We start from the raw sequence: 25,959 nt of genomic DNA, 5'->3' as shown, positions 1-25,959 counted from the left end.
ACGCGTTGGTCCGCGCGGTCTACGACCCGCGTTCACCATCCTGGCTGCGCGAGCTGCCGTCGGTGCAGGTCCTGCGGACCGTGCTGGTGCAGAACTACCAGCTCGGCACCGACTCCCGGGGCCGGGAGACGGTGACCCGGCGCCGCCGCGCCGAGGACGGCGGGGAGGGCCTGCCGCCAGGCCACAGGCGCATCGCCTCCCCTTACGACCTCGATACCCGCTGGTCGGTGAAGGGCGAGTTGTTCTGGAACGGGTTCAAGCTGCACGTCACCGAGAGCTGCACCGACGCGGCCGAGGACGAGCGGGCCGTCCCGAACCTGATCACGGACGTGGCCACCACCGCCTCCACCGTTCCCGACATCAACGCGCTCGCCGATATCCACGCACGCGAGGACCGTCGCGGGCTGCTGCCGGGCGAGCACTACCTCGACTCCGGCTATGCCAGCGCCGAGGCCATCCGCACCGCGCTCACCGACCACGCGGTTGCGCTGATCACGCCCGCCCTGCTCGACCAGTCCCGCCAGGCCCGCGAACAACTCGGCTTCGCCGCCGAGAACTTCACCATCGACTGGAAGCACCAGCAGGTCACCTGTCCGCTCGGACAGACCAGCACCACCTGGAGCCCGTGCACCCAACACGGCAGGCCGGCGACCGTGGTGAAGTTCTCCAAGCGCACCTGTGAACCCTGCACCGCCCGCCCCCAGTGCACCACCGACAAGCGTGGCTACCGGCAGCTGTCCCTCCAGGCCAAGGCCATGACCGAGACCCTGCGCGCCCGCCGGGCCGAGCAGGCCGGACGCGACTGGCAGGCCGACTACGCCCTGCGCTGCGGCGTCGAGGGCACCATCCGCCAGGCCGTCGCCACAACCGGCGCCCGCCGAGCCCGCTACCGCGGTCTGGACAAAACCCGACTCGAACACGTCACCGGCGCCTGCGCGCTCAACCTCCACCGCCTCGACGCCTGGTGGAACGACCGCGCCCTCGACCGCTCCCACACCAGCCACCTCGCCCGCCTGGAGATCAACCTCGCCACGAAAACCTGATCAACCCGAATGGGCAACAGGGTCGTACTGTGGCGCAAACGCATCGCCAGGCACGCCCGGAACTGTCCGCACTGTGCGGGGCACCAGCACGGTCTGGTACCGGTCGAGGGACTGCTCGCCGGCCTCCCGCTGCTGCTCCCGCCACCGCACCTAGCCGCCTCACCGCACCTGGCCGCGTTCGCCACCACGGCCGCACAGCAGGCACTCTCCCGCACAGCACGCGCGGCGGCACCGTCGGCCGCCCCGACACGCAGGCTCCACCCACACGATGGGCGAGCAATCAGGACGGCCAAGGCAGCCGGGGCAGCCGCGGTCGCGCTGACCGTCCTCGCCGGAGTACAGATCCTCCAACCCGGCCCGGACCACACCGCGCCCGCTCCGTCGGTCGCGGTCACGCCCGCATCCCCGGCTCCAGCCCCCACCACGGCGTCTTCCGCGCCAACCGTCACCGAACCCCAGCCCCCGCCCGCCACCACCACTCCTCCTCGTCAGGCCACCCCCACCCCGACCCTCTCCTCGCCCACACCCCAGAAGACCCTCGAACAGCAACTCGTCGACCTGATCAACATCCGACGGGCGAAGAACGGCTGCAGGCCGCTGCGCGTCAACCGGCGCCTGCACGCGGCCGCGCAAGGGCATTCCGACGACATGGCCGTCGCCGGCTACTTCGACCACGTCGACCCGCGCGGCAACCACGCCGACGGCCGCATGACCGCCTCCGGCTACCAGTGGAGTGTGTGGGCCGAGAACCTCGACCGGGACACGAGCTCGCCGAACACGGTGCTGAAGGACTGGTCGGACGGCGCGATCCACCAGCAGAACATGCTCGACTGCCAGTACACCGACGCCGGCGTCGGCACCGCCCCCACCACGAACGGCCTGCTCTGGACCCTCGACCTGGGCAGCCCAGGCTGACAGCCCGGGCGTGCAGCAGCCGACAACCCAGTCGCCAGTCCAGGCGTCAACTATTCGGCATGCAGATGAAAATGGAATAGGACTCAAGCCTCCGTCTTCCTGCTTGTCGCCTGCATTCTTCGCCACCCTCGGACTCGACTCTCCACACCTCCGATAATCACCACCGAATGGTCGCTACCGCCCCCCTTGGCACTTCCCAAGGGGATCGGCGCAGCTCACAGGCCCAGATGGTCGCCAGCTTCGCCTCCCCGACGCCATGGGCCGCCAACTGCCGCGCCAGGGAGCTCCGCCGTGAAGCTGGGTCAGCTCGATCACACAAGGAGTCGATACCCGTGGACCTGACCGATCCTCAGCGCGGACGCGTCTACCGGCGCTGCGGCTGCCGTAACACCGATGGCCGTCAGTACGGCGCCCGCTGCCCGAAGCTGAACGCCCAATCCGACCATGGCAGCTGGGCCTACGCCGTGGACCTGCCCTCCCTAACCGGCAGGCGCGAGACCCGGCGCCGCGGTGGCTTCCCCGACCAGAACGCGGCCCTTGCCGCCCTGCAGAACTTCCTGCTGGCCGAGCGCACCGGCATCACGGCGGACGAGGCCCTGACCGTCGCCGACTACCTGAGGGAGTGGCTGCTCTCCAAGCAGGAGGTCCTCAAGGCCACCACCTACGCCGGCTACCACCGCCACGTCCACCACGACCTCATACCCGCCTTCGGCCCACTACCCCTGACCGACCTGCGCGACCGGCACGTCGCCACGTGGTCCCGCCGACAACTGGCCGCCGGCCGAGGACGCCCCACCGTCCACCGCTGCTGCTCCATCCTCTCCAGCGCCATGAACGCCGCCGTCAGTGTGGACCTGCTGGCCCGCAACCCCGCCCGCAACGCCGCGCTCAAGCGACCCGCCGCACCCGAGCGGCTGTGCTGGACCCCGCAGCAGGCCTCCGCCTTCCTTCACCACAACGCCGAGACCCACAACGACGTCTACGCCGACATCTTCGAGGTCATCCTCGGCACCGGTATGCGCCGCGGCGAAGTCCTGGGCCTGCACTGGCCGGACGTCCACTTCCAGCAACGCGTCCTGTTCGTGCGCTGGACCCTGGCCTCGGTGAACAACGCCCGCCTGCACCTGCAAGCACCCAAGACCCGCGCCAGCCGCAACTGGGTCAGCCTCTCCCCCCGCGTCACCGCCGCCCTACGCCGCCAAGCCGCCCGCCATCGCAGCGCCCACCCCGACCAACCCCGCCTCCAGGGCATGGTCTTCACCCGCCCCGACGGCAAACCCATCAACCCCGAGCGACTCCTGCACACCCTGCGCCGGCGCTCGGCCGAGATCGGCCTGCCCAAGATCGGCCTTCACGACCTCAGGCACACCGCCGCCACCATCATGATCAGTTCCCAGGTGCCACTCGCCGTCGTCTCCAAGACCCTGCGGCACTCCACCCTGGCCACCACCGTCAACATCTACGGTCACCTGCTCCCCCAAGCCGCCCACGAAGCCGTCACCGCGCTCGCCGACGCACTCGACCACGCAGACCTCCCCCGCGAGATCAGCTGACAGGACATCAGGTGGTGCGATCACCCCGCACCCACCTCGCCCGCAAACCGCCAGGTCAGAGCGCCAGGCGCGACCACCTTGCGACCACGCGCTCTCCGGAAACGAGTGAGAGCGGGTACCTGGTTTCCCAAGTACCCGCTCTCACAACCGACTTCACAGTCGGGACGACAGGATTTGAACCTGCGACCCCTTGACCCCCAGCGCAGTTGCCGCAGGTCCAGTGCGACCGGGTTGTCGACCAGACCGCCGATCTGCAGCCGGTAGTCGCCGAAGTTGCCGTCGAACAGTGCCCGGTACTCCGCCGAGTCCGGATACTGCCCGTTGTGCCAGAAGTAGGGGGAGATGTCCTTCTCGGTGTACTCGCCGGGCGTGGCGTCCACATGCTCGAACAGGCGCTGCGCCGGACCGATCAGCGCGTAGCCGAGCCGCTGCACGACGCGCGGGTGCTGCAACGTGAACGGGGTGGCCGCGACCCAGCCCGCGACGACGACCACCATGGAGGCCGCGAAGACCCCGAAGCCGACCCAGCTGTCACCGCCCCGTGCGGCGTACATATGGTTGAGGTTGCGCAGCAGCCCGGTGGTGAACACCAGGGTCACGTGGATGACGCTGAAGAGCGCGAACCACATCAGCACGAGGAAGTGCAGTGATCGTGCTGTCTGGATGCTGAGTACTTTGCTGATCCGTTTGAAACGGGTGGACAACGCCGGGGACATGCCCAGCCCGGTGAGGAGCGCGGCCGGAGCGGCGAGGAAGACCGTGATGAAGTATGCGAGCTGCTGCAGGCCGTTGTAGCTGACCCACGCGGTCTGGGTCGGCCAGTCCAAGGACAGGTATTGGATCAGTGCTGACGCCGCATTGGGGAAGACGGCCCGGTTCGTCGGCACCAGCAACCGCCACTGGCCGCTCTCGAACAGCAGGACGTAGAAGATCAGCCCGTTGAGTAGCCACAGCGTGGCGGTGCCCAGGTGCCACCACCGGGCCAGTCCGATCGAGTGGCGGATGCCGGGCAGTCCCACGTGGCCGGGCAGAGTGATGGAGTCGTTCTTCGCGGTCCACAGGGGATCGGTGGGAACCGGTTTCTGCGCGCGGAACCACTCCCGGCCCGGGGTGCTGTGCCGGGTCCAGTAGAGCCGAGGGTGATCAGCGAGAATCTGAACGCCTGCGCGGATGATGAAGATCATCAAGAAGAGGCTGAGAAAGTGCTGTGCACCCACCCAGCCGGGCAGACCTCCGGTTCCCGTCAGGCCGGCTGGGGTGACCGTGCCGGGATAATGACGGATGAACCGCTGTACCGAAGGGATGTGACGCAGGCCCTGTGCGGCCGCAACTGCCGTGATCAGGACAGCGAGCCCGATGGGCAGCAGCCACAGCAGGTTGAACCACCTGCCGCGGCCGACACGTACCCGAGGCGCGACACCGTGAGCTTGCGGCACGGAGCCGGCCCAGGTACTGGGGTCAATGGCGTCCTGCCCGGTCGTCAGTTGTGCTCTGTAGCGCTGCACAGCCTCGGGCGAGACGCCTGTCTGCGGCGGAGACGGCAGATCGGCGGGCTCAGGACGGTCGGCGTTGTCAGCCATCGATCACTTCACCTGCTCTTTCGTCGCGAAGGTGACGCCGAGGTGACCCTGTGGGAGCCGCTGGCGGTCAGGTGGCGTCGGGCACGTCGAGGCCGCCTTGGAGACCAGGATCACCCCGGTCGTCGTCTTCGTGGCGGAAGGCACGGCGGCGGACCGGTCGGGGCGCCGTCGCTGCGGTGGGGTGGGCCGTGTTTCCGCGTCAGGTCGACGATGGAAACCGGCGCTCGGGCAAGCGTCGTCACGGTCGGCCCGATGACCGAACCGATCTACGGGCACGCCCGAGGCGTCCCAACCGGCCCGCCACCGCCACCGCCCGTCCGGCGGTGGTTGGCTGGCAATGGGAGCTGGGTGGGAGTGGCCAGGTCGTCGTGACCGTCGCCGGGGTGGTGGTCGGCCAAGGTCCGGACGAGTTCGTCCAGGGGTGTGATGGCGTGGTTGGCGGCGAGTTCGGCGAGGGAGCGGAGGCTGGTGTCGATGGCGTGGGCGGGGTGTTCGATGAGCCCGTCGGTGAAGAAGACCAGCGTGGGGATCGCGGTGAGGGGGGGCGTCGTCGCGGCGGGGCTGGGTGGGGTCGACGCCGAGGGGACGGCGGCTCCGGCCAGGGCGATGACGGTGCTCTCGTCGCTGGCGTCGAAGGGCCCGCCGTTGCGCCGTTCGGACAGGTGCAGGTCGCCGTAGAGCTTGCCGCGCACGCCGATGGCGACCCCGGCGTGGCCCTCGCCGTCGACGTTTTGGTGGGCGACATGCCGGGCCGGATCTGGCCGTGGCCGCCGACAGGCTGTGGCGCCGAACAGCTTCGGATTCCGTCCGATCTGCGCAGTGGTCGGCCAGTGTTGGCCGGCCCCGGAAGTCACGAAACGGGACGCTTGCCACGTTCGCGTGCACACCTTGCACCGCTCAGGCGTCCACACGCGGGCCAAGCAGGTCATCGAGGCCGATGCGCCGGTAGAAGGCGGCGCGCACCAGGTCCCCGACGCGGTTGACGGTCTCGGCTCCGTCGTCGACCGGGTCGATGTGGACGCGGAAGGGCCGCTGCCCCTTGGGGGTGTCGACGACGTGCACGATCGCGGCGGCGACCTCGGCCGGGTCCGCGTCCGGCGGGGTGATCTCCGCCAGGCGGGCGCCGACCTGCTCCGACAGGCCGGCGTAGCGGGTCTCGTATGCCTGGGCGACGGTGGTGTCGGCGGGGCGGCCGGAGTGGGCGAAGTGGTTGGTGCCGGAGGTGAAGGCGCCGGGAACGACGATCGTGGTGTCGATGCCGAAGCGGGCGACCTCGGCGGCGTAGGTGACGGCGAGGGAGTCCATGGCGGACTTGGCGGCGAAGTAGGGGCCGAGGTAGGGCGGGGTGCCGCCGCGGGTGCTGGTCGAGCCGACCCAGACGAGCAGGCCGTCGCCCTGCCGACGAAGGTGGGGTAGGACGGCGCGGTTGACCCGCTGGGTGGAGGCCGCGTTCACGTCGAAGACCTCGTGCAGTTGCTCGGGGGTGAATGCTTCCAGTGGGCCGAGGACCATGTGGCCGGCGTTGTGCACGACCACGTCGATCCGGCTCGACTCGGCGACGATCGCGGCGACGGCCGCGTCCACGGACGCCTGGTCGCTGACGTCGAGTTCAACGCTGCGCAGGTCGACGCCGTGGTCGTGGGCGTAGCGGGCGGCATCGGCGACAGCGGGCCGGTTGCGGCCGGTGGTGTGGCGGATGCCGGCGTAGACGCGGTGGCCCGCGTCGGCGAGGGCGCGTACGGTCATGGCGCCGAAGCCGCTGGAGGCGCCGGTGACGAGAACGACCTTGGACATGATGCTCACATTCCTTTCGGTGGCTGTCGGGGAGCGCGGGGTGGTCGACCGGCCGTCAGATGACGCCGCCGTTGGCGTAGAGGACCTGTCCGTTGACCCAGCGGGCCGGGCCGGCCAGGAAGGAGACGACCTCGGCGATGTCGTCCGGGGTGCCCAGGCGCTCCAGCGGCGACATGAGCGTCAGCTGCTCGACGACGGCGTCCGGCTTGCCTTCCAGGAACAGCGGGGTCGCGGTCGGGCCCGGGGCGACGGCGTTGACGGTGACGTCGCGGCCCCGAAGCTCCTTGGCGAGGATCAGCGTCATGGCGTCGACGGCGCCCTTGGTAGCGGCGTAGGCGGCGTAGTTCGGCAGTGCGATCTTCGTGACCGAGCTGGAGAAGTTGACGATCGCGCCCCCGCGGCGGACCCGCCGGGCGGCCTGCTGGCCGACGACGAAGGTGCCGCGCACGTTGATGCGGTGCATCCGGTCGAAGTCGGCGAGGTCGAGCTCGGCCAGCGGGGCGAGCAGCATGATCCCGGCCGCATGCACGACGACGTCGACACCCCCGAAGCGCTCCTCGGCTACGTCGAACAGCGTGGTCACCTCGGTCTCGTCGGCAACGTCCGCCTTGACGGCGACGGCGGTGCCGCCCGCCTTCTCGATCGCCCGCACCGCCTCCTCGGCGTGCGCCGGGTTGCCCGCGTAGGAGACGACGACGGCGAGGCCGTCGGCGGCGAGGCGCTCGGCGGCGACCCGGCCGATGCCGCCGGACCCGCCGGTGACGACGGCGACGCGCTGGGCGGCGGTGCTGGTGCTGGTGCTGGTCATGGCAGGACTCCTTCTAACTGACGGACACGTTCCGGCTCGCCCTAATGGACGATGCGTCCATATTAGCCATATGTAGACGCCGCGTCCATATAAACTGGGGAGGTCCCACCCAACCGGCCCGAGGAGGCAGCGGTGACCAGGGCATCGACACCGAGTTCAAGCAGCAGCTCCGCCCCGGCCCCAGCCGCGCCCGTACGGCGCGGCCGGGGCCGGCGCCCAGCCGACGAAGTGCGCCGCGACATCCTCTCCGCCGCCGGCGCGCTACTGCTCAGCGAGGGCATGGCGAACTTCACGATCGAGCGGGTGGCCGCGACCGCGGGCGTCAGCAAGATGTCGATCTACAAGTGGTGGCCCTCAAAGGGAGCCCTCGCCCTCGACGGCTACTTCAACGCAGTCGAGAACACCCTCGCCTTCCCCGACACCGGCGACATCGAGGCGGACCTGCTCACCCAACTGCGCGCCTTCGTCCACCTCACCGTGGACACCCCGGCCGGCCGGGTCGTCGCCGAACTGGTCGGCCAGGCGCAGACCGACCCGGACCTGGCGGCCGCCTTCCGCGAGCACTACTCGGGACCGCGCCGCCGCCTGGCCGTCGAGGTCCTCGAGCGTGCCCAGCGACGCGGCCAGCTACGGGCCGACATGGATCCGCGCATCGTCGTCGACCAGCTCTGGGGCGCCTGCTACCACCGACTGCTGATCCCCGACGAGCCCGTCACCGAGGAGTTCGTGACCGGACTCGTCACCAACCTGATGCGCGGCCTGCGCCCGTAGGCGGCGACCCCGCGGTTGCCGTAACCAGTCACCGACTGGACGCACGCTGGCGGACGGCTTGGCACTGATCACCGCGGAGTGTGGCACACGCTTCGGGTCCTGCGGATCGGGCCCAGCGTCCGGTCGGCCCTGGTGGACGGGATCGTGAGTACCGTGGGAATCGGCTACGGGGCGAGCGAGGGAGTTCGGCTGGAGCGGTGTCGAATGGCAACTGCGCCGTCCGGGGTGGTATTCGACGGTCGGGCTGAGAGGCCGGAGGGTCGGCGGGTTCCGGACGGCGACCTCTGTTGCCTGATCCGGGCAATGCCGACGAAGTCGGGGGGTCGGTGATGCCGAGGATGTGCACGATGAAGGCGAGGGGCGCCGTGAAACGCTTCTCGGTCCGGCGTCTCAGGGGGGTGGGTGAACGCGTTACCGGCCCCCCTGGACGGGCTGCTTCCCGGCGGGCGACGCGCCTTGGCGGGCGTGCTGGACGGGAGTCGCGATCATGGGCGGGCCGTTGCTGATGGCGAGATCCCCGTGCGCCCGGGGCGGTCCCTGGGTGACAGCGGCTGCGGCGGTGGGGCTGCTCGGGGCCCTCACCTATAGTTCGTTTCCGCTGCAATGGGTGGTGGGCTCGCGGCTGGGCCTGCTCCGGTCGTACGTCAGCGAGCTGTCCGTGCCGGGACAGCCCGCCACTGTGCTGTTCCGCGCAAGTGACGCGGCCAGCGGGATCGGCTTGGCCGCCCTCGCGATCGGCCTGACCGGCTCGTGTGTCAGCGGGAGTCGGCGCGGGCTTGCCGCCGTGATCGCCCTCGCGGTCACCGGGCTGTGCTCGGCGGCCGACAGCCTGTGGCCGATGCCGTGCGCGCCGTCAGCCGACGTGCTCTGCCGAGCCCGCGACAGGGGCACGATCACGGCGCAGCTCGCCCAGCCGCACACGCTTACCGGCCTGCTCGAGTTCACGGCCGCAGTGATCGCCGCCGTGCTCATCGACACCGCCCTGCGGCGCCTGCCGGGCCATCACCGGCTCGGCACGTTCACGTTGGCGAGCGGGCTGGCGGTGGCAGCCCTGGGCCTCGGGGAGGCCACCATGGTGCTGACCGGATCGCGTCTCATCGGCGTTCCGGAGCGCAGCCAGATCCTGCTCATCTCCCTGTTCTGCGCGGCCCTCAGCGTTCCACCTCCTACCCCGTCGTGCGTGCCCGTCACGGCGCCATGCCGGACCGGCCGAGGCCGGGTGGGAGGGGATGCTGTCGACGCGCAGCGGCTGCGGTCGGCGGATCAGATGCCCGAGCAGCCGACGTCCGCGGAGGCCAGGTCGGTCAGGTCAGCGCTTGCCGGCTCGGACAGGCCGACCGGGATGAACTCCTTCAGGTACGTCCCAGACTCGTCCAGCCCGCCCAGGGCCCCGTAGCGCGCCTGGACCGGGTCCATGGCGGTAGTGACGACCCGGTGCAGCACCGCCGACAGTCCGCCTCCCGGCTGATGGTCAGCATTGAGTCCAGCAGCCCCTGCAGCCGCTCCTGGGCACGGACCAGTACCTTGAGCTGCGTCCGATGGGGTCGGCCGCTCCCACCTCACGGTGGAAACGGCCTACGAGCTGCTCACGCCGGTCGGGGCGACAGGATTTGACCCTGCGGCCCCATGCCCCATCCGGTTGCTGTCCAGTCCCAGGAGGGTGCAGCCGAGGTGGTGGACGTTGTGTGCGATGCCCGACTGGGTGCGGAGCCGGGGGGTTCGGGCGATGTCGTTGACGATGGTGAGTACGGCCTGCACGCGGACGCGTGCCTCGGCCGGTGACATGTCCGGGTGGACATGGCGCATGAGGTGCAGCCATTCGTCGATGTAATCGCGCTGGGTCTGGCGGGTTCGGTGTCGCTCGTCGTCCGGGAGGTGCTCGGTCTCGGTGACGATGAGCGTCACCAGGTGCGGGTGGGCCAGCGCGAACTGGGTGTACTTCAGTACGAGGAGACGCAGGGCGTCCGCGTGGTCGTGTGCGGAGGCGAGTACCTCGGCCAGGTCGAGCCACAGCCGTTCGGCGCTGCGGTTCATGGCGGTGGCGAGGATCTCGTGCTTGCTGGAGAAGTGGTTGTAGATGCTCTGCCCGGCGATTCCGACGGCGTTGCCGGTGTCCTCCAGGCTGACCGAGGCGTAGCCGCGTTCGGCGAACAGTGCGGTTGCCGCGGCCAGCAGGCTCTCCCGGCGGGACCGGTGTGAGAGCGCCTGGCCACCGGCTGGGCGGTAGGTGGCGTGTTCGCCGGGGTCCGGGAGGTCGGCGGTCGCCACGCATCGCACGAGGTCGGCGATCAGGTCGGGGTATTCGGGTGTGGGCAGTTCGACGTGCTGGTAGGCGATGCTGGCCGCGATGTCGAGCGTGCTCCATGCGAGGAGTTCCGCGTGGGCCGGGTCCAGGCTGGGCCGGAACGCGGTCAGCTGATCGACGAACAGGCGCCGGGCGGCGTGCAGTTGCTCGCCGAGTTCGGTGTGTTGTTCGGCCGGCAGGTGCCGGGCTTCGCGTTGCCACAGCACGCCGAGTTCGCGGCGGGCCAGGGCGGCCTCGGCGAACTCGCGGGCCAGTGCCCCGAGATCGCCCGGTTGCGCCGTGTGCAGCCTGGCCAGGCTCGTCTCCAGTGCCTCGGCGACGACCGCGTGGAGCAGTTCCTGCTTGCCACGGAAGTGCCGGTACAGGGCTGAGGGGCCGATGCCGACCGCCGTGGCGATGTCGCTCATCGCCACGTTGGCGTAGCCGTGCCGGCAGAACAGTTCGCGTGCCGCAGTGACGATCAACTCCCGGCGGTTGCGAGGCCGCGTGCCTCGGGCGGGAGGTGCGGTTGCCTCCGTGTCGACCGTCACCGTCTCCTCCTGGTCCTGGTACCGGTTGCCGTTCAGGCCGTGCGGCCTCAGCGAACCTGGCGTTCGCCGTCCGGCCAGTATTTCCTGCGCAGCTCCCGCTTGAGAATCTTGCCCGCCCCTGACATGGGCAGGGCGTCGACGACCTCGACGCTGCGCGGCACCTTGTAGCCGGCGATGTGCTCGCGGCAGGCATCGCGCAGCTGCTCCTCCGTCGCGCTCTGGCCGTGTTGCAGGACCACGACGGCGTGCACCCGCTCGCCGAACCTCGGGTCGGGCACGCCGATGACCGCGCAGGCCGCCACGGCCGGGTGCTTGGCGAGTGCGTTCTCGACCTCGGCGGAGTAGATGTTCTCCCCGCCGGACACGATCATGTCCTTGATCCGGTCGACGATGAAGACGTAGCCATGCTCGTCCATGTAGCCGCCGTCACCGGTGTGTATCCAGCCGGCCTCCAGTGCGGTCGCCGTGTCCTCGGGCCGGTTCCAGTAGCCGAGCATCGTGTGATCGCCGCGCACGACGACCTCGCCCACCTGCCCTCGCGGCACCTCGGTGCCGTTGAAGTCCACGATGCGCACCTCTGCGTGCGGGGCGCTGCGGCCGGCGGAGCGGCGCAGCTTGGGGTTCCCGTGGTCGGCGGGCGACAATATCGTGGTCACCGGGGACAGTTCGGTCATTCCGTAGGCCTGGGTGAACCCGGCGGCCGGGAACGCTGTGCGGGCGCGGTCGAGCACCGCCTGCGAGATCGGCGAGGCACCGTAGATCAGGGAGTGCAGGCTGCTCAGGTCGTGCTCGGGAAGCGCGGGTGCGTCGACCAGCATCTGGATCATGGTGGGGACGAGCAGCACGTCGGTGACCTGGTGCCGGGAGATCGCGCTGAGTACGTCGTCCGCTGCGAAGGCGGGCGTGATGACGTGCGTCGATCCGGCCAGAAGGCCGCAGAGCCAGATGGCGAGGTCGGCGAGGTGGAACATGGGCGCCGTGTGCAGCAGCCGCCCGTTCGGGCTGACGAGGGAGCCGGCGGCCTGGCAGCCGAGTGCGGAGGTCATCACGTTGGTGTGGCTGAGCATCACGCCCTTGGGGTACCCAGTCGTTCCGCCCGTGTAGAAGACGCCGAACACCTCGTCACCGCCCCGCCGGGCGTCTTCGACCGGCTCCGCGTCGGTGATCAGCTGTTCGTAGTCCAGCGTTCCCTCGGGAAGTGCGCCATCGCCGATGAAGATCGTGGTCGAGAGCTCGGGGAACTGTTCGTGCAGCGCGGGCAGCATGCCCGCGAAAGCATCGTCGACCAGCAGCACCCGCGTCCCGGATTCCTGAAGCGAGTAGACGATCTCGGCGGTGCTCCACCGGGTGTTGACCGGGTTGACCACCGCGTCGGCCCACGGCACCGCGAGCAGGTACTCGTGGTAGCGGTCGGAGTTCAGAGCGAGAACGCCGACCCGGTCACCCGGCCTCACACCGAGCGACCGCAGCGCCCCGGCGAATCGGGCGATTTGCTCCACCGATTCGGCGACCGAGCGCACCCGGTCGCCGAAGACGGTCATCGGCCGGAGCGGATCGTGCTGCAGGGCTCTGTGCAGCGTTTGCGTCACGTGCATCTGGCGCTCCTTTGCGCGGGGATCAGCAAGTGATCAGATGAAGGTGCCTATCCGAGGTCGAGGGAGCGGCCGATGATCTCCTTCATGATCTCGGTCGTGCCCGCGTAGATCCGGCTCACGCGGCTGTCCTGCCAGGCCCGTGCGATCGGGTACTCCAGCATGTAGCCGTATCCGCCGTGCAGTTGGACGCAGGCGTCGACGACCCTGCCTTGCAGTTCGGTGCACCACCATTTGGCCTTGGCGGCGTCGACGACGGTCAACTCGCCCGCGTTGAGGGTCAGTACGCAGCGGTCGAGGTAGTGCTGGGCCACCTCGATCTCGGTGGCCAGTTCGGCGAGGCGGTGGCGGATCACCTGCAGTGATCCGATGGGCTTGCCGAAGGCCTTGCGCTCGCGGACGTAGGCGGTGGTCCAGTCGAATGCGGCGACGGCCTGGGCCAGGCCGGCCACTGCGACCGACATCCGCTCCTGGGCGAGGTTCCTGGTCAGGGCGAAGAAGCCTTCGCCTTCGGTGCCGAGCAGGTTTGCCACCGGCACCCGGGCACCGTTGAACGACAGCTCGGCGGTGTCTTGGGCGTGCAGTCCGACCTTCTCCAGCTTGCGGCCGCGTTCGAAGCCCGGGGTGTCGCGTTCGACGACGATCAGGCTGAGGCCCCGGTGCGGATGATCGCCTGTGCGGACCGCGACGGTGACCAAGTCGGAATTGATTCCGTTGGTGATGAACGTCTTCGATCCGTCGATGACGTAGTGGTCGCCCTCGCGGACCGCCTTGGTACGGATGCCGGACAGGTCGGAACCGGTGCCCGGTTCGGTCATGGCGATCGCCGTGACCAGTTCGCCGGAGGCGATACCGGGAAGCCAGCGCGCCTTCTGCTCATCGGTGGTGCAGTCGAGGAAGTAGGGCAGGCACACGTCAGAATGGAGCGCGGGGCCGAGTATCGCCGGGGAGACCGCCGCCCGCGCCCCTTCCTCCTGAAGGATCACGTTGTAGCGGAAGTCGTGGATCCCGGCACCGCCGAACTCCTCGGGCACGGCGATGCCGAACGCGCCGAGACCGCCCAGACCGGTGAACAGCTCGCGAGGCACGATGCCCGCCTTGTTCCAGTCCGCGTAGTACGGCACGACCTCCTTATCGATGAAGGCCCGCACACTCCCTCGGTAGGCCTCGTGCTCGGCTTCGAAAAGGGTCCGCTTCATGATCTGTCCGGCTTTCTCGGGTTGTCGGGAACGGGTGCGGCCGCAGCCGGGGAATACGGTGAGCCGGTCCGGGCGATCGAGCGGGATGGCGACGCCGCTGCTGAAATCACCTGCGGAGCATGGCCGTCAGATCATGAACCCGCCGCCGCAGACGAGGGTCTGCCCGCTGACGTAGTCCGATTCGGGGATGCAGAACAGGTAGACCGAGCCCGCGGCCTCGGCCGGGGTGCCCGCGCGGCCGAGTGGGATCGCGTGCTCCATCGCGGACATCAGGTCGGGGCTGACGCCGACCTTGATCTCCTTGCCCTGGACGTCGATGGTCCCGTCGCCGGCGGGGGTCTGCGTCAGCCGGGTCTTGATCAGCCCGAACGCCACGGTGTTGACCGTCACGTTGTAGCGGCCCCATTCCTTGGCCAGGGTCCTGGTCAGGCCGGTGATCCCGGCCTTCGCGGCGGCGTAGTTGGCCTGGCCCGGGTTGCCGCCGAGGCCGGCGATCGAGGAGATGTTGACGACCTTGCGGCACGGCACCGGCTCACCGGCTTGCGCGGCGCGCTTGGCTGCGGCGGAGATCACCGGCTGTGCGGCCCGCAGGATCCGGAACGGCGCCTTGAGGTGCACGTCGAGGATGGCGTCCCACTGCTCGTCGGTCATCTTCTGGATGACGCTGTCCCAGGTGTAGCCGGCGTTGTTGACGATGATGTCCAGGCCGCCGAAGGTGTCTGCGGCCGTCTGCACGAAGTGCTCGGCGAAGCCCTTCTCGGTGACGCTGCCCGGACAGGCCACCGCCCGCCCGCCGATGGCCTCGATCGCGGCCACCGTCTCCTTGGCGGGCTCGCCATCGAGGTCGTTGACCACCACGGCGGCGCCGTCGGCGGCCAGCTTGAGGGCGATCTCGCGGCCGATGCCGCGGCCCGAGCCGGAGATGATGGCGACCTTGCCGTCGAGCTTTCCCATGCGGATCACGTTCCTTTCAGTCCAGCGCGACGACGGCGTCGCCGGCGAGGGTAAGGGTGCCGTCGTCCAGGGCGACGGTGAGGGCGAGCGTGGCAAGGCCGTCCTCGACGGACACGACGCTGGCGGTGCAGGTCAAGGAGGCGTGTACGGGGGTGACGGCGGCGAAGCGCACCCGGTAGGAGCGGATCCGTTCCTGCGGCACCCAGTCGGTAAGCAGCCGGCCCAGGTAGGCCATGGACAGCATCCCGTGTGCGAACACGTCGTCCAGGCCGGCGGACTTCGCGACGTCGAGGTCGATGTGGATCGGGTTGTGGTCGCCGGACGCGCCTGCGAACAGTGCCAGCGTGGTCCGGGAGATCGGCGCGATGCGCAGCGCGGGCAGCTCGGTGCCGACCTCGATGCTCTTCGGGATCGTCACTGCGGCACCTCGGGATTGCGCACCACGAGGACACTCTGCGCCTCGGCGATCAGCTCGGTTCCGCGGTGGACATCGGTTCGTTTGACGAGGAAGTCCAGCGCGCCGCCCTTCTTGCTGTACACGTCGACGATGCGCGGCCGGAGGGTGAGCTTGTCGCCCGCGTAGGCCGGCCGGTGGTAGGTGAACGCCTGCTCGCCGTGCAGCACCCGGCGCAGGTCCACGCCCAGCGCGGCCAGGTAGGCGAACGGGTCGGGTGCCTCCAGCTCCAGGCTGAAGAAGAACGTCGGCGGAACCGGCAGGTCCCGGTGGTCCGCCCGCCCGGCGGCGTCCACATCCGTGTAGACGGGGTCCGTCTGGCCGGTGGCCTTGGCGAAGAAGCGCAGTCGGCCGCGCTCCACTTCGACCGTGATCGGGTCGAGCGCCAGCTTCCCGGCGGCCTCCGCGTCGATTGCCATCGCTCAGCCCACCTTCTGGTACAGCGTCACCACAGCGGCGCCGCCGAGCCCGATGTTGTGCTGCAACGCCACCGTCGCGTCCTCCACCTGCCGCGCCTCGGCGTGGCCGCGCAGTTGCCAGACCAGCTCGGTGCACTGGGCCAGCCCGGTCGCGCCCAGCGGGTGGCCCTTCGACAGCAGGCCGCCCGAGGGGTTGGTGACCACGCGGCCGCCGTAGGTGTTGTCACCGTCGCAGACGAACTTCTCCGCCGTGCCCTCCGGCGTCAGCCCCAGCGCCTCGTAGGTGAGCAGTTCGTTCGTGGTGAAACAGTCGTGCAACTCGACGACCCGCACGTCCTGCGGCCCGATGCCGGCCTGCTCGTAGACCTGCTCCGCCGCGGCCTTCGACATGTCGTAGCCGACGACCTTGCGCATGTCCGCATCCGCGAAGGTCGACGGGAAGTCCGTGGTCATCGCCTGCGCCGTGATCGCCACATCGGTGCGCAGCCCGTGCCGGCGGGCGAATTCCTCCGAGCACAGCACCGCCGCCGCCGCGCCGCAGGTCGGCGGGCAGCACTGCAGCCGGGTCAGCGGGCCGTAGATCCGCGGCGAGGCGAGCACCTCCTCGACCGTCACCGGGTCGCGGAACACCGCGTACGGGTTGTTCGCCGCGTGCCTGCGCGCCTTGACCGCGATCTTGGCGAAGGTGTCCTCGGCCAGGCCGTACTCCTTGGCGTAGGCCGCACCGGCGCCGCCGAAGTACTGCGCGGCGAACGGGGCGTCGGATTCCCCCTGAACGGCGAGGGCCACCTCGTCGAAGCGGGCGAAAGGGCTGGTCCGGTCCTGCCAGTGCGACGCCAGTGCACCGCTCTGCATCTGCTCGAAGCCCAGGGCGAGTACGCAGTCCGCCATGCCGCTCTCGATCGCCTGCCGGGCCAGGAACAGCGCCGAGGATCCGGTCGAGCAGTTGTTGTTCACGTTCACGATCGGGATGCCGCTCTGGCCCAGGCCGTACAAAGCAGCCTGGCCGCAACACGAATCGCCATACACATAGCCGACGTATGCCTGCTGCACCAGGCCGTAGTCGATCCCCGCGTCGGCGAGCGCGACCCGCGCCGCCTTCTCGCCCATCACGTCGTAGGGCTCGCTGTTCCTCGGCGTCGTGAACGGGATCATCCCCACGCCCGCGACGGTCACCCTCGATGCCATGCCGGCTCCAGCCTTCCGCTCCACCTCTGAGAGGTTGAGACTACTAGTCATTCACTTAGCTCGAAAGAGGCGGGACGGAACCCGCGATCGCGCGGCCCCGCGCAGGCGCTTCTACGCCGACTGCACCACCATCCGATGCAGCCGCCGGGGCCGGCGGCCGTCACCGCCCGTCGGCGGCGGCTTCCCGTTCGCGGCGCTGCTGGTGCTCGGTTCGGATGCCGGACAGGACGGTGCAGGTCAGGCTGGCCGCGATGATGCCTTCGGCCCAGAAGAAGGCGACGTAGTCGATGAGCGATCCGATGGGGGGCGAGCCGGGAGCGGCGTTGCGCATGCCGATCAGGGCGAAGATCGTCGCGGCCATCCAGCCGAGGGAGGGCCAGATGAGGCCCTCGCGCTTGCGGTAGAGCACTTCGGCGGCGCCGAGTACTGCCAGTGCGAGTGCCCACATCGCCGCGATCATGAACCAGGCCAGGATGAAGGTGCTGCGGGAGCGGGTGATCTTCGCGTCCAGGACCACCGTGCCGGTGCCGGCGGTGGCGGTTTCGGGGTGAAGGACGAAGAACGGGTCGGCGTCGGTGAAGACCAGGCCCACCGGCACGGTTGTGCCGCCGCTGGTGGCGGTGAAGCTCGCCTCCGTGCGGTAGCGGTCGAAGGGGTAGTCGGTGGCGGTGCCGCCGTAGGTCTCGACATGGAACACCTGCGGTGCCGCGGTTTCACCCTCGGCGGCTTTGATGGTCGTCTTGGCGGTGCCGGTGGCGGTGATCTCCACAGGGCGGGCGAAGGCCTGGGAGTCGGGGCCGGCGGCGAGCCTGCCGTGTGGGATGGCGGTGACGTACAGCGCCAGCCGCTGCACCGACGGATCCACGTCCTGGGCGGTGACCTCCAGCTCGATCCAGTCCCCGGAAGAGGGAATGCCCAGCTCGTACGCCTGCTCACGAGTGTTGCGCTCATTGAGGTACAGCCCGATCCCGGACCCGCACAGGCCGATGATCAGTGCCGGCACGACGGCGAACCGCCAGCTTCGGCGACGAGGGGTACGGGGCGCTGCCTGCGGCTCGGCCGCGGGTTCGGTTGCGCCGACCTCGGGAGTGGTGACCTGCACGGTCGTCCTTCCTACGGCGCTGGTGCGGGGCGTGCGGGGTCGCTGCCGCCCGGACGCGCGCCGGTGTTGCGATTGGGATGCCTCGGCCGACGGGCCCCATCACCTGCCGGGCCGAGACGACTTACCAGGGGCGGCGCGCGGCGGTGCCGCACCCCGAGCTCCAAGGGCCCGCGGTCAGGGCGTCTTTCCCAACTTGGTGGGTTCATCGGCCTTCGTGAGAGTGGCCGTGGCGACCGCTGGCGGGGTCGGCGCTGGCGCGCCCGCATCCGGTTCCTCGGTCGACGAGCCGTCCTCGCGCATGGCTGCCGTCTCGGCCTTCAGGATGCGCATCGACTTCCCCAGTCCGCGGGCCATCTCGGGCAGCTTCCTGGAACCGAAGAGCAGCACCAGCACCGCCACCATCACCAGGACATGCCAGGGCTCCAGGCCATTGCGCAGCATCTCTGCACCACCGGATCTTTCGTGCTCGTTTCGATGCCGCGCCGCGGCGGCTCCTTCATGCCCCGTCCCCGATCCCAACCTGGCTCGACTGGCTTCTCAGTCGGTGCAACGGTTCGGGCCGCGATCGCCGACGAGGACGGGCGGAGACTGCTCGCCGCCCGCTTACAGGGTCAACCCGTACCGGCCCTCGCACCTCAGGGGTGGGCACGAGGACCGGGGTCCGGATCCGGGCAGTGACCGCCAAGAGCGTCGGCGGCGGTAGGGGATGCACAGCGGGGAACCTGCATGCTCCGCAGCGCAGCCGACTGGAGTCCTGCCCTTCCTTCAGCACAGCAGGGCTGACACAGTAAAGCATATATTGAGTCTCCGATGTGTCAATAGAGGCATTTGGTTGCGGGTCGGGGCTGCCCGACACGGCAGCCGTGCTGCACATCGCGATGCAGCCGCGGATGCCCCGGCTGAAGGAGATGAAGTTGGTGCCGTCGTCGTACCAGTTGGAGACGGACTGGCCGGCCGCGGCGTTGTACCAGCCGACCATCTTGGCGATGCCCTGGTCCTCGTCGGTGCAGAACCAGGAGCGGTTGGTGTTGGTGACGAAGCCGTTGGCGTCGGCCAGCGGGGAGTCGTCGCTGTTGGTCCAGGTGGCTGGCGAGGTTCGCCAGGATGTAGGGCGCGCCGCTCTTGTGGTTGAGGGTGCTGCCGTCGCGCTCGGTGTCGTGGTTGGTCACCGTCGAGGTCGAGCACCGGGTGGGCTGGCCACCGAAGCGGCTGGCGATGGCCGGGCGGGCGGGCGTCAGCTTGGTGCGGCGACGTCCAGTGTCCACAGCGGGCCGCCCATCGCCGAGGCGATCCCGACACCGGCGTCGGTGTACTGGCAGTTCAGCATGCTCTCCTGGTGGATCGCGCCGTCCATCCAGTCGTTCAGCACCTGAGCGGGCGACTTGGTGTTCCGGTCGAGGTTCTCGCCCCACAGGCTCCACTGGTATCCGGCCGCGGTGATCCGGCCGTCCGCGTGGCGGCCCTGCTGGTCGACATGATCGAAGTAGTGGTTGGCGGCCATGTCCTGGGAGTGCTGCTGGGCCGCGCTGTGCAGCTTGGGGTCGATGTGCAGCGCCTGACAGCCGTTCTTCGCCCGGGCGGTGTTGATCAGGTCGATCAGCTGCCGTTCCAGGCCGGGTGCGCTGGCGGTGGGGCTCGGGGTGCTGGACGGCTTCGGGCTGACGCTGGCGCTGGGGCTCGCGGTCGGAGCCGGGGTCGGGCTGGCAAGGGCGGTGGTGACCGGTACCGGAGGCGGTGTGACGATGGCCGTGGCGGTCTTGGGTGACGGTTCGGCGACCGGCGCGGTGATATGGGACGACTGTTCCGGGAGCTCCCGGACGACGGCCAGGGCGACGGCCGCGATGGCGAGCGTGCCGGCCAGCTGGGCACCGTGTCGCAGTCGCCGGTTCGCGCCGCGCCGGGCGGCCCGTCGGTGCGAGCCGCCCGACTGCCCCGCGCCGTCAAAGAGCGATCCGCTGTGGGAGGGCTGCTGAAGCGCCTGCGGCGCGGGTGAGTTGAGTGGCCCTGCGGTCGGCGTCGCCAGGTGCGCCGAGGAGTGGGCCGCCGTGGCGTGGCTGGCGGTGGAGCTCGCGAAGGCGTGCGTGGTGGGCGTCGCGAACCCGCTGGTGAGCGAGAAGTGGCCGAAGCCGTGCGGGGGGATCACCAGGATGAGGCCCGACAGCAGCCCCTCGGCCGGCACCAGGTCCCGGCCGAAATCCGAGCACTCGCCGCAGGAGCGGGTGTGCCGGGCGATCCGCTTGCGCAACAGCGTGCTCGGCCGGCCGTCCCAGTCGGCGACGACCTCGTCCAGCGCCGGGCAGCGCGGCGTCGCGGCCAGCGCCCGGACCACCGTACGGCTGATCTCCAACTGCTCCTTCATCCGCTGCACCCGCACGGCCGCGTGCTGCGGGGACAGCTCCATCGCGGTCGCCAGCTCTGCCCGGGTGAGCTGCCCGGCCGCCTCCTGCCACCACAGGGAGAGCAGGTCGCGGTCGTTCTCGTCCAGCCAGCGGGTCGCCTCGGCGGTCTCCCTGCGCTGACCGGACAGGCCCAGCCGCAGCACCGTCAGGCCGACGAAGTCCCCGGACGGGTCGGCGACCTGGGCCACGTCATCCAGGCCCGAGACGCTTGCGGCCCGCCGGGTGGACCAGCAGCGCCGCACCTCGTTCATCGCGACCGCGACCAGCCAGGACCGGAACGAGGCCAGGTCCCGTACTCCGTCGAGCCCGTTCACCACGCGGATCATGGTCTCCTGCACCACGTCGTCCACGTCCGGATGCCCGTTCATCGCCCGGCCGACGACGTTGTAGACCAGCGGCAGACACCCGGCTATCAGCCGGTCCCGAGCCTGCTCGTCCCCGGCGCGCGCAGCCGCGACCACCTCGGCGTCCATACCGCTTGTGACCTGCATCCACTGTCCTCACTCGTCCCGATCACACGTCCCCCCATCTGCCGGAGACCTGTTGTGAAAAGGCGGATAACAAGAAACCCGGCTCGAATTTCTTTCGGATTTTTTCCGTTATCGCGGCCCGGTCCGCTGGTTCTCCCAGGGCGTCGGAACGAACACCGACTCGCACCCTCAGGAGGCAGACCAGCATGAACGACGACCCCACGACCCAGTTCCCGCTACCGCGGCAGCACGGGGACGGACCGTGGCAGCGCCCGGCCGGGGCGGACGCGCCCGCCCCGGCACCGGGCCGCGGGGCGCACCGCTGGCGTACCCGGCGCCATGGCGCCGCCCCCGCACGGAGCCGGACCATCGCGATCTCGGCAGCCGCCGCACTGGCCGTGGCCGGCGTCGCCGGATACACCACGCTGTCCGCAGCGAACTCCGCAGGCCGCGACGCAGCTCGGGTCTCGGCGGCCGGTGACATACCGGTGCCGAGTGCCCCCGCCCTCGCCCCTCCGCCGGCCACCGTGCCGACCTCCGCGTCCGCTTCCGCCTCGCCGTCCGCGACGGGCTCCGCCAGCCCGTCCGCCTCGGCTTCCGCCTCGCCGCGCAGCTCGGCATCCGCCAACGCGTCGCCCTCCGCGCACAAGACCGCGTCCCGGACCCCGGCCACGCGGCCGGCCGACACCGGGACCGACGGCGCGGCGGGCGGCGGCACACCCGTGGCAGCCGCGCCGCCCGCCACGAAGGCCGCCTCCCCGGCTGACGGGCCGGTCGGACCGGACCCGAAGATCCCCGGGCCCCGAACCACCTCCCAGAGCACCAGTGACGCCGAAGCCATGTCGCTGCAGCTCCTCAACGGCGAACGCGCGACCCGCGGCCTGCCCCCGCTGACGCTGCGCGCCGACCTGTCGGACTTCGCCCGCAAGTGGGCCCAGCACATGAGCACCACGGGCTTCGGACACTCCACCAGTGACGACAAGGCGTACCTGGTGACCGGCTCGCGTACCTGGATCGGCGAGAACATCGTCTGGTGGAGCGATGCGTCCATGACCGCCCAGGAAGCGGCCGAGCAGTTCCAGTCCATGTGGCGCCACAGCCCCGGCCACTACGCGGCCCAGACCAACCCGTCGTTCACCGAAGTCGGCGTGGGCATCTACCACGACGGGACCGGCTGGTGGGGAGTGCACAACTTCTCCGACGCTCACTAACCGGCACCGACCCGGCCCGCAGCGCGGCGTGACGGTACCTGCTCCGCACGCCGGCTGACGCACGGCCGTCCGTGTCCGCCGCTCCCGGGAGCGGCGGACACGGACCGCAGATGGTTCTCCAGAGCTCGACCCCGAGCGGACAGCCCGGACGGCGGCACCTGAAGACGGCGGGATGGCTCTCGAACCGGCTTCGGCGCCCGTGCAGGGCTGGACCCACCCTGCCCGTTACCTAATGGCGTACAGGTGGGCACCGGGCGGGTTGCTGCCCGTCGCCGCACACGACGGGGCACCCGCCCGGGCGTACTCGCGCCCAGCGGCCCGAGCGTGGTGCCACCGGTGGGCGGCACGGCGGGCGTGACGGGGCATTCACCGACATCCTCGTAGTCGGCCGGTGTCGGATCGCAGATCGGTGGAGAAGGCATGACGATGCATCGCCGTCGCTTCCTGAAGAGCATGGGTCTGGGTCTGCCCAGCTTCGCCCTCTTCGCCTCGCTGTCCGCCTGTGACGACGGCGGGGACGGCGGCCAGGAGAACAGTCCGTCCAGCTCTTCCGGGCACCGGAAGGTGGTCGTCGTCGGCGCGGGCATCAGCGGTCTGGGTGCTGCCCGGTACCTGGCCGACAAGGGCCACGAGGTGTCGGTGCTCGAAGCGCGCGACCGGATCGGCGGGCGGATCTGGACGAGTCGGCAGTGGTCCGGGGTGCCGCTCGACCTGGGTGCGTCGTGGATCCACGGCATCGACGGCAACCCGATCACCGACCTTGCGAAGCAGGCCGGCGCGAAGACGGTGGTGACCGACCCCGCGAGCTCCACCGACTACACCACCGACGGCCAGGAGATCGCGGGCGCCCAGGCCCGGTCACTGCAGCGGTGGCAGCAGGACACCGCGAAGGCGCTGTCGTCCTTCCAGAGCGACGACAACCAAGACGAGGCGGTGCGCACCGTCGTCCAGAACGCGCTGGGGTGGTCGAACCTCTCCGATTCCGACAAGGCCTTGATCTCGTACGCGCTGAACGACTACGAGCACGAGTACGCGGGCAGCGTCGACCAGATGTCCGGCCTGTACTTCGACGACGACGCCAAGATCAGCGGCAAGGACGTGCTGTTCCCCGACGGCTACGGCGCCGTCACCGATCACCTGGCCAAGGGCTTGTCGGTCCGGACCGGGCAGGTCGTCAAGCAGATCGACTGGACCTCCGGCGGCGTGACGGTCACCACCGACAAGGACACCTTCCAGGCCGACCACGTCGTGATCACGCTGCCACTGGGCGTCCTGCAGAGCGGATCGGTCAAATTCGGCCCCGGCCTGCCCGCCGACAAGCAGGCCGCGATCAGCAAGCTGGGCACGGGCGTGCTCGACAAGTGCTACCTGCACTTCCCGAAGGCATTCTGGCCGGACACCGACTGGCTGACCTACATCCCCGACCTGAACCACTACGGACAGTGGGAGCAGTGGATCAACGTCGCCCGCCCCACCGGCCAGCCGGTGCTGCTCGGCTTCAACGCCGCCGACTTCGGCCGCACGATCGAGGGCTGGAACGACACCCAGATCGTCGCCAGCGCCATGACCACGCTGAAGACGATCTTCGGCAACGACATCCCCTCCCCGACCGAGTATCAGATCACCCGCTGGGCCTCCGACCCCTACGCCCTGGGCTCCTACTCCTTCAACAAGCTCGGCTCGACACCCGACATGCGCGACCAACTGGCGGCCACCGTCGACGGCCGGGTGCACTTCGCCGGGGAGGCGACCAACCGCCAGTCCTTCGCCACCGTCCACGGCGCCTACCTGTCGGGCATCCGCGCGGCCAAGGAGATCGCCGGCTGACACCTGTGCCTCCGCTGACTCCGACGGCGCACCGCTCCCGAACCGACGGTGCCGCCCATGACTCTCCGTGATCATCGGCGCAGGGCGGTTGGCGACGCCAACCGGATGTGCCACCTGGAGATTCCGTGGAGATAATCACCCGGCTCGTTGCCCGTCGTCCGCCGGATCAAGGTGAGAAGTGCCACCGAACGTCACTGCCGTGACCGCAGCAGCCGCTCCGGCGGCGCAGTTCCTCTCCCCCGCCCGGAACGTGAAGCTCGCGCCCCTGGTCGCGCTCATCTTCTTCAGCGTCTCCGGCGGGGCCTACGGCATCGAGGGCCTGTTCTCCACCGCCGGTCCCGGTATCGGCCTGCTGCTGCTCCTGGTGACACCCCTCGTCTACAGCGTTCCGCACGCGATGGTCTGCGCCGAGCTCGGCACGGCGATCCCGGTCGACGGCGGCTACTACCACTGGGTGCGGCGCGGGCTGGGACGCTTCTGGGGTTTCCAGCAGGGCATGCTCAGCTGGCTGGGCGGCTTCGTGGACCTGGCCGTCTACCCGGTCCTGTTCACCGGCTACCTGCAGTCCATGGTCGACTGGGCCGCACCGGGCGAGCACGTGCTGTTCGCCGTGGGCCACTTCCAGTTCGACCTGCACTGGTGCGTCTGCCTCGCCGTCATCACCGCCTGCGTCCTGATCAACCTGATGGGTACGGCCAGGGTCGGCGCCTCCGCTGTCGTGTTCGCAGTGGTCTGCCTCACGCCGCTGCTGCTGTTGGGCGTCGCCGGCTTCGCGCACATGCTCGGCGACGGCGCCGGCCCCGTTTCGCAGCTGACCAGCCGCCCGGACCAGTCGATCGCAAGCGCCTTCGGCGCCGGACTCTTCCTCGCCATGTGGAACTACAGCGGCTGGGACGACGTCTCCGCCTTCGCCGGTGAGATCGACAACCCGCGCAAGCACCTGCCGCGGGCACTCGCCCTCTCCGTCGTGGCCATCACCGCCGGCTACCTGCTGCCGGCACTCGCCTCGCTCACGCTCGGGCCGGACGGCCCGGCCGGCTGGAAGAGCTGGCACAGCGGCTCCTTCTCGGCCGTGGCCGCAGCCCTGGCCGGCCCGTGGCTGCAGACCGCCGTGACGCTCGGCGGCATGATCGCCTCGGCCGCGATGTTCTCCGCGCTCCTCACCTCCAGCGCCCGCGTTCCATTCGTCCTGGCCCAGGACGGCTACTTCCCGAACTGGATGGCGAGAAGGACCGCCCGCCGCCAGGTTCCCGTCGCCTCCCTCATCGGCTCATCCGCGATCTACGCCCTGTTCTGCCTGAGCAGCTTCAGCAACCTGATCATCGTGGACGTCTTCCTCACCAACATCACCCTGCTGCTCGAAGTCGCCGCACTCATCGCCCTGCGCGTGCGCGAGCCGCACCTGGAACGTCCCTACCGCGTCCCCGGCGGACCCGTCGGCCTCTCCCTCGTCGCCCTGAGCCTGACCGGCATCTGCACCTGGGCCGCGTGGCAGCAGTACACGGAGAACGGCACCAAGGCGGTCACCTACTGCCTCATCGCCGTCGGCGCCTGCGCACTGCTGTACGCACCGATGGCCAAGCGCCGCCGCCGCATCGCGGGCGCCGAGGCGTAGCCCGGCGCAAGGACGCAGGCCAACCCCTCGGCCGACCAGCGTCCGCGCCGTGCGCGCATTATCCGCACTGGACCCGGGCGGCCCAGGAAGTACTGACGGCGATTGGCGCCCGCAAGAAGGCGTGACATCACGTGTCGGGGGGAAGGGATCCCAGCCCTCCCCACCCCCCCCCCCCCCCAGGACAAAAACACCCCCACCCCCACAACGCCCGACTCCCCCCCTCCACCTAC

Annotated in this window: 22 protein-coding genes; 8 read left to right on the top strand and 14 right to left on the bottom strand. The window is 69.9% G+C overall.

Features of this window, described 5'->3' with window-relative positions:
* The 3 genes from ACFQ87_RS30055 to ACFQ87_RS30045 form a co-directional block, all read left to right on the top strand.
* A partial coding sequence (locus ACFQ87_RS30055; protein WP_380613992.1) for a transposase occupies nucleotides 1-1,043 on the top strand: 1,043 nt, incomplete at its 5' end.
* Nucleotides 1,044-1,052: 9 nt separating this feature from the next.
* On the top strand, nucleotides 1,053-1,958 hold the full coding sequence (locus ACFQ87_RS30050; protein ID WP_380613991.1) for a CAP domain-containing protein: 906 nt from the start codon (nucleotides 1,053-1,055) through the stop codon (nucleotides 1,956-1,958).
* Nucleotides 1,959-2,290: 332 nt separating this feature from the next.
* The gene (locus tag ACFQ87_RS30045; protein WP_380613990.1) at nucleotides 2,291-3,511 is read left to right on the top strand and encodes a tyrosine-type recombinase/integrase; all 1,221 of its coding nucleotides are present in this window, start codon (nucleotides 2,291-2,293) and stop codon (nucleotides 3,509-3,511) included.
* A 20-nt stretch (nucleotides 3,512-3,531) separates the two neighbouring features.
* Here the strand turns inward: ACFQ87_RS30045 and ACFQ87_RS30040 are convergent, their stop codons facing one another.
* The 4 genes from ACFQ87_RS30040 to ACFQ87_RS30025 form a co-directional block, all read right to left on the bottom strand.
* A complete protein-coding gene (locus tag ACFQ87_RS30040) occupies nucleotides 3,532-5,091 on the bottom strand; it encodes an oxidoreductase (protein WP_380613989.1) in 1,560 nt (519 codons plus the stop codon).
* 266 nt (nucleotides 5,092-5,357) lie between these two features.
* Entirely contained in the window at nucleotides 5,358-5,945 is a 588-nt protein-coding gene (locus tag ACFQ87_RS30035; RefSeq protein ID WP_380613988.1) for a hypothetical protein, read from the bottom strand.
* A gap of 43 nt (nucleotides 5,946-5,988) precedes the next feature.
* A complete protein-coding gene (locus ACFQ87_RS30030; protein ID WP_380613987.1) occupies nucleotides 5,989-6,885 on the bottom strand; it encodes an SDR family oxidoreductase in 897 nt (298 codons plus the stop codon).
* A gap of 55 nt (nucleotides 6,886-6,940) precedes the next feature.
* Complete coding sequence (locus ACFQ87_RS30025) at nucleotides 6,941-7,693, bottom strand: SDR family oxidoreductase (protein WP_380613986.1); 753 nt, start codon at nucleotides 7,691-7,693, stop codon at nucleotides 6,941-6,943.
* Nucleotides 7,694-7,825: 132 nt separating this feature from the next.
* Here ACFQ87_RS30025 and ACFQ87_RS30020 point away from each other — a divergent pair, with 132 nt between their 5' ends.
* Complete coding sequence (locus ACFQ87_RS30020; RefSeq protein ID WP_380613985.1) at nucleotides 7,826-8,464, top strand: TetR/AcrR family transcriptional regulator; 639 nt, start codon at nucleotides 7,826-7,828, stop codon at nucleotides 8,462-8,464.
* Nucleotides 8,465-9,005: 541 nt separating this feature from the next.
* Nucleotides 9,006-9,860 (top strand): DUF998 domain-containing protein, encoded by an 855-nt coding sequence (locus tag ACFQ87_RS30015; protein WP_380613984.1) that lies wholly within the window; start codon nucleotides 9,006-9,008, stop codon nucleotides 9,858-9,860.
* A gap of 179 nt (nucleotides 9,861-10,039) precedes the next feature.
* Here the strand turns inward: ACFQ87_RS30015 and ACFQ87_RS30010 are convergent, their stop codons facing one another.
* The 10 genes from ACFQ87_RS30010 to ACFQ87_RS29965 form a co-directional block, all read right to left on the bottom strand.
* The gene (locus ACFQ87_RS30010) at nucleotides 10,040-11,299 is read right to left on the bottom strand and encodes a TetR/AcrR family transcriptional regulator (protein ID WP_380613983.1); all 1,260 of its coding nucleotides are present in this window, start codon (nucleotides 11,297-11,299) and stop codon (nucleotides 10,040-10,042) included.
* 47 nt (nucleotides 11,300-11,346) lie between these two features.
* On the bottom strand, nucleotides 11,347-12,894 hold the full coding sequence (locus tag ACFQ87_RS30005; RefSeq protein ID WP_380613982.1) for a long-chain-fatty-acid--CoA ligase: 1,548 nt from the start codon (nucleotides 12,892-12,894) through the stop codon (nucleotides 11,347-11,349).
* Between the two features lie 47 nt (nucleotides 12,895-12,941).
* Nucleotides 12,942-14,090, bottom strand: a complete 1,149-nt coding sequence (locus ACFQ87_RS30000; protein ID WP_380613981.1) for an acyl-CoA dehydrogenase family protein — start codon at nucleotides 14,088-14,090, stop codon at nucleotides 12,942-12,944.
* 126 nt (nucleotides 14,091-14,216) lie between these two features.
* Nucleotides 14,217-15,044: an SDR family NAD(P)-dependent oxidoreductase gene (locus ACFQ87_RS29995; protein ID WP_380613980.1), complete on the bottom strand. Its 828-nt coding sequence runs from the start codon at nucleotides 15,042-15,044 to the stop codon at nucleotides 14,217-14,219.
* 16 nt (nucleotides 15,045-15,060) lie between these two features.
* Nucleotides 15,061-15,462: a MaoC/PaaZ C-terminal domain-containing protein gene (locus tag ACFQ87_RS29990; protein ID WP_380613979.1), complete on the bottom strand. Its 402-nt coding sequence runs from the start codon at nucleotides 15,460-15,462 to the stop codon at nucleotides 15,061-15,063.
* A complete protein-coding gene (locus tag ACFQ87_RS29985) occupies nucleotides 15,459-15,917 on the bottom strand; it encodes a MaoC family dehydratase N-terminal domain-containing protein (protein WP_380613978.1) in 459 nt (152 codons plus the stop codon). The genes ACFQ87_RS29990 and ACFQ87_RS29985 overlap by 4 nt, the downstream gene beginning before the upstream one ends.
* A gap of 3 nt (nucleotides 15,918-15,920) precedes the next feature.
* Nucleotides 15,921-17,105: a lipid-transfer protein gene (locus ACFQ87_RS29980; protein ID WP_380613977.1), complete on the bottom strand. Its 1,185-nt coding sequence runs from the start codon at nucleotides 17,103-17,105 to the stop codon at nucleotides 15,921-15,923.
* A 160-nt stretch (nucleotides 17,106-17,265) separates the two neighbouring features.
* Complete coding sequence (locus ACFQ87_RS29975) at nucleotides 17,266-18,207, bottom strand: DUF4436 family protein (RefSeq protein ID WP_380613976.1); 942 nt, start codon at nucleotides 18,205-18,207, stop codon at nucleotides 17,266-17,268.
* Between the two features lie 174 nt (nucleotides 18,208-18,381).
* On the bottom strand, nucleotides 18,382-18,648 hold the full coding sequence (gene tatA / locus ACFQ87_RS29970; protein WP_380613975.1) for a Sec-independent protein translocase subunit TatA: 267 nt from the start codon (nucleotides 18,646-18,648) through the stop codon (nucleotides 18,382-18,384).
* A gap of 793 nt (nucleotides 18,649-19,441) precedes the next feature.
* Nucleotides 19,442-21,097: a sigma-70 family RNA polymerase sigma factor gene (locus ACFQ87_RS29965; RefSeq protein WP_380613974.1), complete on the bottom strand. Its 1,656-nt coding sequence runs from the start codon at nucleotides 21,095-21,097 to the stop codon at nucleotides 19,442-19,444.
* Between the two features lie 185 nt (nucleotides 21,098-21,282).
* Here ACFQ87_RS29965 and ACFQ87_RS29960 point away from each other — a divergent pair, with 185 nt between their 5' ends.
* From ACFQ87_RS29960 to ACFQ87_RS29950, 3 genes are all read left to right on the top strand, one after another.
* A complete protein-coding gene (locus ACFQ87_RS29960; RefSeq protein WP_380613973.1) occupies nucleotides 21,283-22,287 on the top strand; it encodes a CAP domain-containing protein in 1,005 nt (334 codons plus the stop codon).
* A gap of 420 nt (nucleotides 22,288-22,707) precedes the next feature.
* A complete protein-coding gene (locus ACFQ87_RS29955; protein WP_380613972.1) occupies nucleotides 22,708-24,114 on the top strand; it encodes a flavin monoamine oxidase family protein in 1,407 nt (468 codons plus the stop codon).
* Between the two features lie 199 nt (nucleotides 24,115-24,313).
* Nucleotides 24,314-25,729 carry an APC family permease gene (locus ACFQ87_RS29950; protein WP_380613971.1) on the top strand — a complete coding sequence of 472 codons (1,416 nt, stop codon included), beginning with the start codon at nucleotides 24,314-24,316 and terminating at the stop codon, nucleotides 25,727-25,729.
* Nucleotides 25,730-25,959: the final 230 nt, after the last annotated feature.

It is taken from the genome of Kitasatospora sp. NPDC056531 (assembly GCF_042794375.1).
GTDB lineage: Bacteria > Actinomycetota > Actinomycetes > Streptomycetales > Streptomycetaceae > Kitasatospora.
Note: the sequence above shows the minus strand (reverse complement) of the source record. Positions and strands in the feature narration are given on the sequence as shown.